The organism is Ochrobactrum sp. S1502_03 (genome assembly GCF_044435015.1).
GTDB lineage: Bacteria > Pseudomonadota > Alphaproteobacteria > Rhizobiales > Rhizobiaceae > Brucella > Brucella chromiisoli.
Genome location: NZ_JAYEXN010000011.1, coordinates 20,116 through 33,020 on the forward strand (window position 1 = coordinate 20,116; position 12,905 = coordinate 33,020).

Consider the following 12,905-nt stretch of genomic DNA (forward strand, 5'->3'; position numbering starts at 1 on the left):
TTTGCAAAAACCTTCAACTGTTTTATCAAGCCACTGCATAGGCAGAACCCTTTTGGGAGATATAGAGAAAATGGCAGTTCGCGTCGCAATCAACGGTTTTGGCCGCATCGGCCGCAATGTCCTTCGCGCTATCGTCGAGTCGGGCCGCACCGACATTCAGGTCGTTGCAATCAATGACCTCGGCCCAGTAGAAACAAATGCACATCTTTTGCGCTATGACAGCGTTCATGGTCGTTTTCCAAAGGACGTGAAAGTCGCTGGCGACACCATCGACGTCGGCTACGGCCCGATCAAAGTTCACGCTGTCCGCAACCCAGCTGAACTTCCGTGGAAGGAAGAAGGCGTCGATATCGCACTGGAATGCACCGGTATCTTCACCGCACGCGACAAGGCAGCCCTTCACCTTGAAGCTGGCGCAAAGCGCGTCATCGTTTCGGCTCCTGCCGACGGCGCTGACCTGACTGTCGTTTACGGTGTCAACCATGACAAGCTGACGAAGGACCATCAGGTCATTTCCAACGCTTCGTGCACCACCAACTGCCTTGCACCTGTGGCTCAGGTTCTCAACGATGTCATCGGCATCGAAAAGGGCTTCATGACCACGATCCACTCCTATACGGGCGACCAGCCGACGCTGGACACCATGCACAAGGATCTCTACCGCGCTCGCGCAGCGGCCCTTTCCATGATCCCGACTTCAACGGGTGCTGCGAAGGCTGTTGGTCTGGTTCTGCCGGAACTTAAAGGCAAGCTCGATGGCGTTGCAATCCGCGTTCCAACGCCCAACGTTTCGGTTGTCGATCTCACCTTCATCGCCAAGCGCGAAACAACCGTTGAAGAAGTCAACAATGCGATCCGTGAAGCCGCCAATGGCCGTCTCAAGGGCATTCTCGGCTACACCGATGAGAAGCTTGTTTCGCACGACTTCAACCATGATTCGCATTCGTCGGTTTTCCACACCGACCAGACCAAGGTCATGGACGGCACCATGGTGCGCATCCTGTCATGGTATGACAATGAATGGGGCTTCTCAAGCCGCATGAGCGACACCGCAGTCGCCTTCGGCAAGCTGATCTAATGACTGAAAACGCCCCTTCAATCATGAAGGGGCGTTTTCACTTACATTTTCAAAACCGAGAGAAGAAAAATGTCCTTTCGCACCCTCGATGATGCCGACGTCAAATCCAAACGCGTTCTGGTCCGTGTAGATCTTAATGTTCCGATGGCGGACGGCGAGGTCACTGACCTCACCCGTATTGAACGTATTGTTCCAACCATTACGGAACTGTCAAAGAAAGGTGCGAAGGTTATCCTGCTCGCCCATTTCGGCCGCCCCAAAGGCGTTGCTTCTGACGAGAACTCGCTCAACCACGTCGTCAAGCCACTCTCAAAAGTGCTGGGGCACGCCGTGCATTTTGCTGAAGACTGCATTGGTGACAAGGCCAAGGCTGCGGTTGACGCGCTGAAAGACGGCGATGTCCTGCTTCTCGAAAATACCCGCTTCCATAAGGGCGAAGAAAAGAACGACCCGGAATTTGTGAGCGCACTCGCAGCCAATGGCGACATCTATGTCAACGATGCCTTCTCGGCTGCACACCGCGCCCACGCTTCGACCGAAGGTCTTGCACATGTGCTGCCGGCCTATGCTGGACGCGCCATGCAGGCAGAGCTCGAAGCACTTGAAAAAGGCCTCGGCCAGCCAGCGCGCCCAGTTGTGGCAATCGTGGGCGGTGCCAAGGTTTCGACCAAGCTCGACCTGCTTTCAAACCTGATTGAAAAGGTCGATGCCTTGGTGATCGGCGGCGGCATGGCCAACACCTTCCTCGCAGCACAGGGCCACGATGTCGGCAAATCGCTTTGCGAACATGATCTTGCCCACACTGCGCGCGAAATTATGGCCAAGGCTGAAAAGACCAAATGCGCCATCATCCTGCCGGTTGATGCGGTTGTGGGCTGGCACTTTACTGCCAACACGCCAAATCAAACCTATGGTGTGGAAGCGATCCCAAGCGACGGCATGATTCTCGACGCGGGCGCGCTTTCGACGGATCTGATTGCCTCAGCCATTGACGATGCGGCAACGCTCGTCTGGAACGGTCCGCTGGGTGCCTTTGAACTGCATCCGTTCGATGCGGCAACCGTCAAGACCGCCAAGCATGTTGCGGAGCGTACCAAAGCTGGCAAGCTGGTATCGGTCGGCGGCGGTGGCGACACAGTTGCAGCCCTTAATCAAGCAGGCGTTGCCGATGACTTCACCTATATCTCAACCGCTGGCGGCGCTTTCCTTGAATGGATGGAAGGCAAGCCGCTTCCCGGCGTTGATGTTCTCAAGAAGTAAAAATCAGGCCCCGGAAATCCGGGGCCTGATTTTTATGGTTTGGGCGTCAGTTTCAACAACCGACCCGGATGAGCATCTTCGATTACCCAGATCGCGCCGTCAGGCCCAACCGCCACATCACGGATTCGATTTTCCATAGCGAACCGATCGACTTCATGCGGCTGACCATCACTGTCGATAGTCACGCGAATAAGTGCCTGGGACGACAGGCCCGCAATCAGCGCAGAGCCGTTCCAGTCACCAAACATCTTGCCCTTGTAAAACGCCAGTCCACCCGGCGAAATCACCGGCGTCCAGTACAACATCGGCGCCTCAAATTCCGGGCGCGTGCTGTGGCGCGGAATCGGCCTGCCGCTGTAATTGTCGCCATTGGAAACAATCGGCCAACCATAGTTCCGACCCGGTTTAATCAGGTTGAATTCATCACCGCCGCGTGGTCCCATCTCGTGTTCCCACAGCTTGCCATCGGGTGCGAAAGCAAGGCCATAGGGATTGCGATGACCGGTCGTCCAGGTCAGCGCCTTGATGCCATCATCTGATGCATTGGGATTATCCTTTGGCGTTGAACCATCCAGATTCATCCGCAAAATCTTGCCCATTGGCGCATTCTCATCCTGCGCAGTAGCAGGGATCATACGATCCCCAACCGACAGAAACAGATGCTTTTTATCGGGTGAAAAGGCGATTTTACCGCCGGGCTGTCCACCCTTTGCCACCGTCGATTGCTTCCAGATCGTCTTAAGATCTTTGAGTTCCGCTTTGCCTTTGCTCTCGGATAAAACAGCGCGATCAAGCACAAGGCTTCCGCCACCATTTTCCGGCATAACATAGGTAAAATAGATCGCGTTGCTTTTCGTAAAGTCAGGCGCAGGAACCACATCCAGCAAACCATTCTGGCCACTGAAAAGCACCTCGGGAACACCTGAGACTTCTGTCTTCTCACCCTTTTGGGTCACGACAAAAATCTTGCCGCCCTTCTCGGTAAGGATCAGTTTGCCGCCCGGCAGAAATGCAAGCGCCCATGGTGTGTCGAATTCCGCCACGGCTGCACCGTTAAACGGCAGCTCAGTGGTGGCTTCCCTGTCTCCCGCATTGATGCTTTCTGCAAACGCGGTGTGAACTGGAAGGCCTATCATCGATGCGGCCAGAATAAATGGCAGGCTTAGTAGGGCACGTCGCATCTCTCCTCCTTGTACTTCATATCCTTTAGATGGGATTATAGGGAGCTATGTCAAAACCCAATTATGGCTAAAATCACCATGGCGGCGGCATTTTGCCAATAAAAAGTCGTTTCAGATCAAAATTTTAGTTTTCAGTAAAATGAAAACCGACCACCAGTGCCATAACGAACAGGGCAAAGGCTGCAATCTTCCAGAAATCGCTGCGCTTTTTCAGACCCGGCAAGCCAAGTGGCTTGATGATGTGCAGTCCCATCAGGACAAGAAGCAGTACAGGCAGGACCTTGCTCACAAAAACACCTTTCATTCCTTTTCGTGGCAAGCGATCAGCATCCTGCAAGCCGCGTCAATTTATGCCTATTCGTGATACACTTATTCGTCTTAAGTTTCATGGACGAAGCTTTAATCCTCGGCGTAAACTAATAGCCGAAGGAGATGAAAAGCGTTTGGAGGAGACAAAGCCAGATGGCATCGAACCAGAGTGGTCTGTCTAACGCTTTCATCCCGCATGGTATCGCGATGCTTTGATGGATCATCTGGTCCGATAAAGCATGTGCTTCTGGGAGGAACAGCATGACATCAAAATATGCAGAAACCTACGCCGGTTGGCAGAATGACCCTGAGGGCTTCTGGGCTGAAGCAGCCGGAGCTATAGACTGGTTCAAGCCATGGGATCAGGTTCTCGCAAGCGATGAAGGTGTGTATGGCCGCTGGTTCAAGGGTGCGGAGTGCAACACCTGTTACAATGCGCTTGATCGTCATGTCGCCAATGGGCGCGGCGATCAGGTCGCTCTGATTTATGAAAGCCCGATCACCGGTACGGCGCGCAAGCTGACATACCGGGAACTGCTTGAGGAAGTCGAAGCCCTTTCTGCCGTCATGATCGATAACGGCGTAACCAAAGGCGACCGCGTGCTCATTTATATGCCAATGGTCCCGGAAGCTGCGGCGGCAATGCTTGCCTGTGCGCGTATCGGCGCAATACATTCCGTTGTCTTTGGCGGCTTTGCCGCAAACGAGCTTGCCACGCGCATTGATGATGCAAAGCCGGTGATGATCATTGCGGGCTCATGCGGCATCGAGCCCAATCGCGTCGTTCCCTATCAGGACATGCTCGATAAGGCGGTGGAAACAGCACATCATAAGGTCAGCCACTGCATCATTCTGCAGCGCGACCAGCATTGGCACACGCCGCTGGAAGGCCGTGACATTGACTACCGCACAGCGGTTGATGCTGCCCGCGGTCGCCATGTTCCCTGCACGCCTGTGGCGGCAACCGATCCTCTTTATATACTTTACACCTCCGGCACCACGGGTGAGCCCAAAGGCGTCGTGCGCGACAATGGCGGCCATATGGTCGCCCTTGCCTGGTCGCTGAAAAATGTATTCGGCATTGAGCCGGGACAGGTATTCTGGGCCGCTTCCGATGTCGGCTGGGTGGTCGGCCATTCCTATATCGTCTATGCGCCGCTCCTTGCAGGTGCCACCAGCATTCTCTTTGAAGGCAAGCCCATTGGAACGCCAGATGCAGGCACCTATTGGCGCATTATTGCCGAGCATGGCGTGGAGGTGATGTTTACAGCACCGACTGCTTTGCGCGCGATCAAAAAGGAAGATGCAGACGGCAACTTTGTACGCCAATACGACCTTTCCAAATTACGTGCGCTTTATCTGGCTGGCGAACGCGCCGACCCAGACACGATCCATTGGGCCGAAAACCTGCTGGGTTGTCCGGTCATTGACCACTGGTGGCAGACGGAAAGCGGCTGGCCGATGGTTGCCAATCCGCTCGGGCTTGGGTTGCTCGAAACCAAATATGGTTCACCCGCAGTCTGCCTGCCCGGCTATGATATTCAGGTGCTTGATGATGCAGGCCATGAGGTCGAACGTGGCCAGCTTGGCAATATCCTCATCAAATTGCCATTGCCGCCCGGCTGCCTTCCAACTTTATGGAATGCCGATGAGCGCTTCCGCAAAGCCTATCTCCATGAGTTTCCCGGCTATTACAAAACGGCCGACGCGGGTTACATGGATGAAGACGGCTATCTCTACATCATGAGCCGCACCGACGACATTATCAATGTCGCCGGCCACCGTCTGTCGACGGGTGCTATGGAGGAAGTGCTCTCCAGTCATCCAGATGTTGCCGAATGTGCAGTGCTTGGCATTTCCGATGCCGTAAAAGGTCAAGTGCCTTGCGGCTTTATCGTTCTCAAATCCAATATCGACCGCGACCCGCGAGAGGTCGAAAAGGAATGCGTGAGCATGATTCGCGATGCCATTGGTCCGGTGGCGGCTTTCCGGCTTGCTCTGACAGTCAAACGTTTGCCCAAAACCCGTTCCGGCAAGATCTTGCGCTCCACGATTCAGAAAATCGCCGATGGCGAACAGTGGAAAATGCCCGCGACCATCGATGATCCGGCGATTCTCGACGAAATCGGTGCCACTTTGCGTGAGCGGCATATTGGTCTGGCCTTTGCCTGACGTTTGTTATCGCACCGCATGGTCTTGACCGGCGAAAATCGCCGGTCCACTCTCCGGCAAAAATCGGAGAATGATCCATGCAATTAGAAGGCAAAGTGGCAATTGTCACCGGTGCTGGCCGCGGTATTGGCTATGCCATTGCCAAGCGTTTCCTTATGGACGGTGCAAGCGTCGTTTTGTCAGATATTGACGGCGCGGCGGCAACGAAAGCCGTCAAAGACTTGGAACAATATGGCCGCATTCTTTCGATTGCCTGCGATGTCGCCGATAAACTTGATATCCATAATCTGCTGACTTATGCCACGGCCAATCTTGGGGAGATCGATATTCTCGTCAACAATGCTGGCATCGTACATCAGGCAGATTTTCTCGATCTGAAAGAAGACGATTTCGACCGTGTTATGCGCGTCAATCTCAAAGGGGCGTTTCTCTGCTCTCAGGCGGTTGCAAAGCGTATGGTTGCACGCGTGGAAGCGGGTGGCGAGGCTGGCAGCATTATCAATATGTCGTCGATCAACGCGATATTCGGCCTGCCCGACCAGCTTGCTTATTCCGTATCCAAAGGTGGCGTGAACCAGCTGACACGCACGATGGCAATAGCGCTCGCAAAATGGGGCATTCGCGTTAATGCAATCGGCCCCGGGTCCATCGAAACCGATATGCTGTCTGCCGTAAACAGCGATACAGGCGCGCGAAACGCGATACTGGAACGCACGCCTTTGGGAAGAATCGGTCAACCATCTGAAATTGCTGCCATTGCTTCATTTCTCGCGTCGAGCGATTCAAGCTTTGTGACCGGCCAGACAATCTATGCAGATGGAGGCCGCTTACCGCTGAGCTATAAAGCAGCACCGCCCTTCAAGGCGTGATAAAATAATCGCTGATCGCGCATGTCAGAAAGACAGGAGTGAAGATCGCTCCTGACAGACAGTTGTCAGGAGGTCTGTGCCATAATGCATTCTCAAAGATGAGGGATCACCATGGCATTCGCAATCGCACCACTGCTCGCAATTCTCAAGGAATACAGGCGCAAGCAGGACGAACGTCGACGCTTCATACGAACACAGCGCGCGCTCGACAATCTCCCAAGCGACCTGCGCAAGGATATGGGTTGGCCAGACCGTTATCTGGAACAGCGCAAAGCAAAACAATGTAACGGAGAATAAGCCAGGAATGCGCCGCGCAGACCGCCTTTTCCAGATTGTTCAGCACTTGCGTGGTGGCAGACTTGTCACCGCGCGCCAGCTTGCCGAACGGCTGGAAGTTTCCGAACGCACCATCTACCGCGACATTGCCGACCTGCAATCAACAGGCGTTCCCATCGATGGTGAGGCCGGTGTCGGCTATATTCTCAGGCAGGGCTTTGAACTGCCGCCGCTGATGTTTACGCGCGACGAAATCGTGGCACTGGTTGCAGGCGCACGTCTGATCCGTGCATGGGGCGGCGTTTCGATGGCACGTGGCGCAGAGGAAGCGCTGGTAAAGATTGAAGCCGTGCTGCCCAAGGAAGAACGCGCCCGCATTACCAGCACACAAATCCATGCACCGTCTGCATCGATCAGTGTGGATGAACGGCGCATCATTGATGCCGTAGAACGGGCTGTCGATGAAGGGAAGGTTCTCAATATCCGCTATCGCGACCTTGAAGCGCGCGAAAGCGAGCGCGACATTCGTCCGCTTGGCCTTTGGTTCTGGGGCAAGGTCTGGACGGTGATTGGCTGGTGCGAATTGCGCAATGCTTTCCGCACATTTCGAACAGACCGCATCATTGCGGCGGGCAATGCCGGGCGCACATTCCGCTCTGAACGCGGAAAAACACTGGCTGACTTCTACCGACTGATGGAAATGAGTGAATACAACGCGTTTAAGGATTAAAAAAACCCGCCGGACAGGCGGGTTTTTTGTTCAATCGAAGAAATCTTATTCTTCGTCTTCGTCGGTGTTCGAGCCCTTCAGCGAAGACAGCTTTGCGAAAACCTTGTCCGCATCCAGCTCTTCTTCCTCAGGCGCTTCATCACGGTAATCGAAGTTTTCCGTGGCCGATGCCGGCAGCAATGTGCTGTCAGTTTCAGCAGCCGGACGGTTGCGCGCTGCGCGATCAACTTCAAGGTCGAGATCGATCTGCGAGCAAAGGCCGAGCGTCACAGGGTCCATGGCCGTCAGATTGGCAGAATTCCAGTGACTGCGGTTGCGAATCTGTTCGATGGTCGACTTGGTTGTGCCGATCAGGCGGGAAATCTGCGCATCTTTCAATTCCGGATGGTTACGCACCAGCCAGAGAATCGCGTTGGGACGATCCTGACGCTTTGAAAGCGGCGTATAGCGTGGTCCCTTGCGCTTGGCTTCCGGCACACGCACCTTAGGGTCGGAAAGCTTCAGACGATGGTATGGGTCCTTCTCACCCTTGGCAATTTCTTCGCGAGAAATCTGGCCGGTGATAACGGGATCAAGCCCCTTGATGCCCTGCGAAGCTTCACCGTCCGCAATTGCCTTCACCTCAAGCGGATGCAGCTTGCAGAAAGCAGCAATCTGGTCAAAAGACAAAGCCGTATTATCGACGAGCCAGACGGCCGTTGCCTTCGGCATAAGAAGCTGGGTGGCCATTAGATATAATCCTTCTGTTCGTCCGCTCCGGTGGCGCGGGACGTGGGAAAAACCACAAATTCCGGGAAATCATGGCCTATATATATTTTTTTTGGTCATAGAGCAAGAAACTGCTGTTAAGCCATCCCATGTTCTCTTCTTGTGAAAAGAAATCAGGCGACATCCAGCACAATTTTACCAACATGCTGACTGCCTTCCATGCGCTCATGTGCCCGCCACGCTTCTTTAAGCGGAAAAACCATATCCATGACAGGCACAACGCGTCGATCGTCCAGCAGCGGCCAGACTTTCGCTTCCAGTTCACGCGCAATACCTGCTTTGAACGCGACAGAACGCGAGCGCAATGTCGAACCGGTATGGGTCAGACGCTTGGTCATCAGAATCGCGAAATTGGCAGTCGCCTTGGCACCATTCAAAAATGCGATCTGCACAATGCGCCCGTCTTCGGCGGCAGCCTTGTAGTTGCGATCGACATAATCGCCACCCACCATATCGAGAATAACATCGGCACCTTTGCCGCCCGTTATCTCTTTAACCACCGTCACAAAATCCTCTTCACGATAATTGATGGCCCGGTCCGCACCCAATTTTGTGCAGGCTTCGCATTTATCTTTTGAGCCTGCCGTAACGATCACCTGCGCACCAAAGGCCTTTGCAAGCTGGATGGCCGTCGTTCCAATGCCTGATGATCCACCATGGATGAGCAAGGTCTCGCCTTTCTTCAATCCACCGCGCTCAAACACATTATGCCAGACTGTGAAAAAGGTTTCTGGGATTGCCGCAGCTTCTCGATAACCATAGCCGGAAGGCAGCGTTAGGGCGTTGGTTTCATGCACCGTTGCATATTCTGCATAACCGCCACCGGCAAGCAGCGCGACAACCTGATCACCAATGCGATAGCGCTCAACGCCTTCACCCAGAGCCACGACATCACCGGCGATCTCAAGCCCCGGTATATCTGATGCGCCGGGTGGCGGAGCGTAGCTGCCCTGGCGCTGCAAAACATCGGGCCGGTTGACACCAGCCGCACGAATTCGAACCAGAATTTCCCCCGCTTGTGGCTGTGGCACAGCCCGTTCGGTAGGGCGCAACACATGCGCTCCACCCGGTTGCGCAATTTCGATTGCAGTCATCTGGGAAGGCAATTGTGTTGTCATGGTCTGACCCCTGTTCGAATTTCTCATCAAAGAGCACTCCACATAGAGTACGCTTCGCATTTGAGAATAATTCATCATCGATTTTTGAAAATATATATGCGAAGATTCAAGGTGTTAAATCTTTTTTGTCTTTATAGACACGCCATAGACTCCGGAGGAAGGCCATGAGCGGTATCGATGAAGATGCAGGACAACCGCGCAAGAGTGTGGTTCTGAGCGATGAGGAACTGTCTGTGTTATCTCTGAGAGAGATTGATCAGCACATCGCTTTGCTGCAATCCGAAATTGAGCGTCTGAAAGTCGAAAGGCTGAAAAAGGGCGACAGCCGGGCAGCCGCCGAGGCGCTTTTTCGCTGATATGTCGTCTCATAACGATCAAACGAGGCCGCTTTCATGCGGCTTCATAAAATCCCGGGAACGTGATCTTGCGTATTTACATTCAGGTTCTGGCGCTGCTCTGCGGCACAGCCTTTCTTTTAATGGCCTCGGGCCTGCATGGCCTGCTTCTGCCACTGCGCGGCGGACTTGAAGGCTTCTCCGTTACCTCTCTTGGTATGCTCGGCACCACATGGGCGGGTGGCTTTGTTGCAGGCTGCCTTTTCGCCCCGCGCCTCGTGCGCCGTGTCGGCCATGTTCGTGCATTCGGATGTTTTGCAGCCTCCGCGGCCATTATCGCACTTTTATCCGGCATCTATATTGATGCAATTTCGTGGATCATTCTGCGCACCTTCACCGGTTTCTCGATGGCAGGCGCATTCATGGTCATCGAAAGCTGGCTCAATGAACGTGCCACCAATGAATCGCGCGGCAAGATTTTCGGCCTCTATATGATGGTCAACTATGGTGCCACGATGAGTGGCCAGATGATGGTGGCAAATGGCGACATTCGTTCCGATCATCTGTTCATGGTGACCGGCATTCTCTTCTGTCTCGCGCTGATCCCGACCGCCATGTCAACGGCGGTCAGTCCAAAGCCGCTTACGGAAGTTCAGCTTGATCTCAAAGCGCTCTACCGAAACTCCCCCGCGGCTTTCGTTGGCTGTATCCTGATCGGCATTGCCAATGGCGCATGGGGCACGCTTGGCGCAGTTTTCGGTGCAAAATCCGGCATTTCCACAACCGAAATCGCGCTCATGGTCAGCGTCACCATTGCTGCCGGCGCGCTTATGCAAATTCCTGTCGGGCGCATTTCAGACCTCATCGACCGACGCTATGTTCTGGCAGGTGTCGCATCCCTCGCTGCCCTTGTCGGGCTGCTGGCATTCATCATCGCTCCATCCAACGGCACCGTGATCATCATCATGACCGGCTGCTACGGCGCTCTGGCCTACGCGCTCTATCCCGTTGCGGTTGCCCATGCAAATGACCATGCGAGCTCGGAAAGCTTTGTCAAAGTATCGAGTGGCTTGTTGCTGCTTTACGGCTTTGGCACCATGCTGGGGCCTCTGCTGGCTGCTGCCGCGATGGACATCTTCTGGCCGTCCGGGCTTTTTGCCATCACCGCGCTCTCGCATATTTCAATTACGGCCTATGCGCTGTTCCGCTCACGCAAGCGGGCATCGGTACCCAAGGACGAAAAAGAACAGTTCAAAAGCATGCCTTCGGTCAAAAGCGCCACCCCTGAAGCCATGAATTTGGACCCGCGTGCCGAAGTGGAAGGCTGACAATAAAAAAGCAGCGAATATTCGCTGCTTTTTACGATGCTTTTGAACAGGATTGCCTTGTCAAAAAGATCTTCTTAAATGGCGATGCGCGGCGGCTGACACGCAGCCGCCAACATCGTTAGACCAGAAGTATGGCAGTATAAACCCTTTTGATCCTCACCAATTGCGGTCCCTACTGCCGTTCAAACAAACCCAAATTAATGACGGGTTACCTGCGTTTTTAGTTTTTCAATCTGCTCCTTGAGAGCCAGCTTTTTGCGCTTAAGAGAAGTAACATGCAGATCATCAGTTGCCGGTGACGCTAAAGCCTCGGAGATTTCCTCTTCCAAAGCGCCGTGCTTCTGTTCGAGCGTGGCAAGATGGGACTCGATAGCCATCATCATTTCTCCTTTGATTGGTTACTCAAAGGACAGAGCCATGTCGCGTTTTGCCAACAAATGGCTCTATCCGCTCTCACCTGCGCAAACGCCCGGCACACCTCCTGCTATCCGGGCCAGTTACGCAGTCCCGGCTGCCATTCAACAGTTCATACAGCAACCGTTATTCATGACAGAACAGTGACACTGTGGCATGAGTTTGGTCTAAAGTCGAATTTGTTTTGGTAGCATTTTCCAATCACAAAAAATGTGATAAAGGCTTTGCTTGAAACGGGTCTGCCCCAATCTGGTGCGGCCCGTAATATCATTCTGGAACAATATGGGGCAAACCGCATGTCCGATCAGGAACAGGCCGAAATCAGATTGGCCGTCGCACGTCTGAAACAGGAGCACGCGGATTTCGATGCAGCCATAAATGCCATGATGCAGGTGGGTTGCGATCAGCTGCGCATTCAGCGCATGAAAAAGAAAAAACTCGCCATCAAGGATAAGCTGCAGGAAATGGAAGATCAGGTCATTCCTGACATCATCGCCTGATCCTTTGATCACAAAAAGTTTATAGCCGGGATTTGCCCGGCTTTGTTTTTCAATAGAAGCAGGAAAGATCAATGAGTGTGAATGCAGACGTCGCCATCATCATGGGCAGCCAATCCGATTGGGAAACCATGCGTCATGCAGCAGACACATTGGAGGCGCTGGGCATTTCTTTTGACACACGCATCGTTTCCGCACACCGCACGCCGGACCGCCTTGTCGCTTTCGCCAAAGGTGCAAAGGCTGAAGGCTTCAAGGTCGTGATCGCTGGTGCAGGCGGTGCGGCGCATCTTCCTGGCATGGCCGCAGCCATGACCCCTCTCCCGGTTTTTGGCGTTCCAGTACAATCAAAAGCGCTTTCCGGCCAGGATTCGCTCCTGTCCATTGTGCAGATGCCAGCCGGTATTCCGGTCGGCACCTTGGCGATTGGTCGCGCCGGTGCCGTCAATGCAGCGCTCCTCGCAGCAGCCGTGCTGGCTCTTTACGACAACGCGCTTGCGGCCCGTCTTGATGAGTGGCGTGCGGCGCAAACCGAAAGCGTTGCTGAACGCCCATCCAACGAGGTTTGAT

At 54.0% G+C, this 12,905-nt stretch carries 15 protein-coding genes; 10 read left to right on the top strand and 5 right to left on the bottom strand.

Annotated elements, in window-relative coordinates:
• Positions 1 to 70: 70 nt before the first annotated feature.
• Entirely contained in the window at positions 71 to 1,078 is a 1,008-nt protein-coding gene (gap, locus tag VBH83_RS09655; protein ID WP_265984825.1) for a type I glyceraldehyde-3-phosphate dehydrogenase, read from the top strand.
• Between the two features lie 69 nt (positions 1,079 to 1,147).
• The gene (locus VBH83_RS09660) at positions 1,148 to 2,338 is read left to right on the top strand and encodes a phosphoglycerate kinase (protein WP_265984826.1); all 1,191 of its coding nucleotides are present in this window, start codon (positions 1,148 to 1,150) and stop codon (positions 2,336 to 2,338) included.
• A gap of 32 nt (positions 2,339 to 2,370) precedes the next feature.
• Here the strand turns inward: VBH83_RS09660 and VBH83_RS09665 are convergent, their stop codons facing one another.
• Together VBH83_RS09665 and VBH83_RS09670 are read right to left on the bottom strand one after the other, a co-directional pair.
• Positions 2,371 to 3,519, bottom strand: coding sequence for a PQQ-dependent sugar dehydrogenase (locus tag VBH83_RS09665; RefSeq protein WP_265984827.1), 1,149 nt, complete (start codon positions 3,517 to 3,519; stop codon positions 2,371 to 2,373).
• A 124-nt stretch (positions 3,520 to 3,643) separates the two neighbouring features.
• Positions 3,644 to 3,823, bottom strand: coding sequence for a hypothetical protein (locus VBH83_RS09670; protein WP_265984828.1), 180 nt, complete (start codon positions 3,821 to 3,823; stop codon positions 3,644 to 3,646).
• Positions 3,824 to 4,089: 266 nt separating this feature from the next.
• Between VBH83_RS09670 and VBH83_RS09675 the strand changes: the two genes are divergently transcribed.
• The 4 genes from VBH83_RS09675 to VBH83_RS09690 all read left to right on the top strand — a co-directional run bounded on the left by VBH83_RS09675 (position 4,090) and on the right by VBH83_RS09690 (position 7,875).
• The gene (locus VBH83_RS09675; protein ID WP_265984829.1) at positions 4,090 to 6,000 is read left to right on the top strand and encodes a propionyl-CoA synthetase; all 1,911 of its coding nucleotides are present in this window, start codon (positions 4,090 to 4,092) and stop codon (positions 5,998 to 6,000) included.
• Positions 6,001 to 6,077: 77 nt separating this feature from the next.
• On the top strand, positions 6,078 to 6,869 hold the full coding sequence (locus tag VBH83_RS09680) for an SDR family NAD(P)-dependent oxidoreductase (protein WP_265984830.1): 792 nt from the start codon (positions 6,078 to 6,080) through the stop codon (positions 6,867 to 6,869).
• Positions 6,870 to 6,980: 111 nt separating this feature from the next.
• Positions 6,981 to 7,166 (top strand): hypothetical protein, encoded by a 186-nt coding sequence (locus VBH83_RS09685; protein ID WP_265984831.1) that lies wholly within the window; start codon positions 6,981 to 6,983, stop codon positions 7,164 to 7,166.
• Between the two features lie 7 nt (positions 7,167 to 7,173).
• Positions 7,174 to 7,875, top strand: a complete 702-nt coding sequence (locus VBH83_RS09690) for a YafY family protein (protein ID WP_265984832.1) — start codon at positions 7,174 to 7,176, stop codon at positions 7,873 to 7,875.
• A 45-nt stretch (positions 7,876 to 7,920) separates the two neighbouring features.
• Here VBH83_RS09690 and VBH83_RS09695 read toward each other — a convergent pair whose 3' ends face one another.
• Entirely contained in the window at positions 7,921 to 8,604 is a 684-nt protein-coding gene (locus VBH83_RS09695; RefSeq protein ID WP_265984833.1) for a DUF1013 domain-containing protein, read from the bottom strand.
• A 152-nt stretch (positions 8,605 to 8,756) separates the two neighbouring features.
• Complete coding sequence (locus VBH83_RS09700; RefSeq protein ID WP_265984834.1) at positions 8,757 to 9,761, bottom strand: NAD(P)H-quinone oxidoreductase; 1,005 nt, start codon at positions 9,759 to 9,761, stop codon at positions 8,757 to 8,759.
• A gap of 164 nt (positions 9,762 to 9,925) precedes the next feature.
• Between VBH83_RS09700 and VBH83_RS09705 the strand changes: the two genes are divergently transcribed.
• Both VBH83_RS09705 and VBH83_RS09710 read left to right on the top strand, forming a co-directional pair.
• On the top strand, positions 9,926 to 10,117 hold the full coding sequence (locus VBH83_RS09705; RefSeq protein ID WP_265984835.1) for a DUF1192 domain-containing protein: 192 nt from the start codon (positions 9,926 to 9,928) through the stop codon (positions 10,115 to 10,117).
• 68 nt (positions 10,118 to 10,185) lie between these two features.
• Positions 10,186 to 11,424, top strand: a complete 1,239-nt coding sequence (locus VBH83_RS09710; RefSeq protein ID WP_265984836.1) for an MFS transporter — start codon at positions 10,186 to 10,188, stop codon at positions 11,422 to 11,424.
• 197 nt (positions 11,425 to 11,621) lie between these two features.
• On the opposite strand, the gene VBH83_RS09715 is transcribed toward VBH83_RS09710, so the two are convergent.
• Positions 11,622 to 11,804 carry a YdcH family protein gene (locus tag VBH83_RS09715; RefSeq protein WP_265984956.1) on the bottom strand — a complete coding sequence of 61 codons (183 nt, stop codon included), beginning with the start codon at positions 11,802 to 11,804 and terminating at the stop codon, positions 11,622 to 11,624.
• Between the two features lie 330 nt (positions 11,805 to 12,134).
• Between VBH83_RS09715 and VBH83_RS09720 the strand changes: the two genes are divergently transcribed.
• Both VBH83_RS09720 and purE read left to right on the top strand, forming a co-directional pair.
• Positions 12,135 to 12,338, top strand: coding sequence for a YdcH family protein (locus VBH83_RS09720; protein ID WP_007876691.1), 204 nt, complete (start codon positions 12,135 to 12,137; stop codon positions 12,336 to 12,338).
• A gap of 77 nt (positions 12,339 to 12,415) precedes the next feature.
• Positions 12,416 to 12,904 carry a 5-(carboxyamino)imidazole ribonucleotide mutase gene (purE, locus tag VBH83_RS09725; RefSeq protein WP_265984957.1) on the top strand — a complete coding sequence of 163 codons (489 nt, stop codon included), beginning with the start codon at positions 12,416 to 12,418 and terminating at the stop codon, positions 12,902 to 12,904.
• Position 12,905 lies beyond the last annotated feature (1 nt).

Coding starts and splice junctions, on each gene's coding strand:
- gap (WP_265984825.1), top strand. CDS start 71: ATGGCAGTTCGCGTCGCAATCAACGGTTTTGGCCGCATCGGCCGCAAT.
- VBH83_RS09660 (WP_265984826.1), top strand. CDS start 1,148: ATGTCCTTTCGCACCCTCGATGATGCCGACGTCAAATCCAAACGCGTT.
- VBH83_RS09665 (WP_265984827.1), bottom strand. CDS start 3,519: ATGCGACGTGCCCTACTAAGCCTGCCATTTATTCTGGCCGCATCGATG.
- VBH83_RS09670 (WP_265984828.1), bottom strand. CDS start 3,823: ATGAAAGGTGTTTTTGTGAGCAAGGTCCTGCCTGTACTGCTTCTTGTC.
- VBH83_RS09675 (WP_265984829.1), top strand. CDS start 4,090: ATGACATCAAAATATGCAGAAACCTACGCCGGTTGGCAGAATGACCCT.
- VBH83_RS09680 (WP_265984830.1), top strand. CDS start 6,078: ATGCAATTAGAAGGCAAAGTGGCAATTGTCACCGGTGCTGGCCGCGGT.
- VBH83_RS09685 (WP_265984831.1), top strand. CDS start 6,981: ATGGCATTCGCAATCGCACCACTGCTCGCAATTCTCAAGGAATACAGG.
- VBH83_RS09690 (WP_265984832.1), top strand. CDS start 7,174: ATGCGCCGCGCAGACCGCCTTTTCCAGATTGTTCAGCACTTGCGTGGT.
- VBH83_RS09695 (WP_265984833.1), bottom strand. CDS start 8,604: ATGGCCACCCAGCTTCTTATGCCGAAGGCAACGGCCGTCTGGCTCGTC.
- VBH83_RS09700 (WP_265984834.1), bottom strand. CDS start 9,761: ATGACAACACAATTGCCTTCCCAGATGACTGCAATCGAAATTGCGCAA.
- VBH83_RS09705 (WP_265984835.1), top strand. CDS start 9,926: ATGAGCGGTATCGATGAAGATGCAGGACAACCGCGCAAGAGTGTGGTT.
- VBH83_RS09715 (WP_265984956.1), bottom strand. CDS start 11,804: ATGATGGCTATCGAGTCCCATCTTGCCACGCTCGAACAGAAGCACGGC.
- VBH83_RS09720 (WP_007876691.1), top strand. CDS start 12,135: ATGTCCGATCAGGAACAGGCCGAAATCAGATTGGCCGTCGCACGTCTG.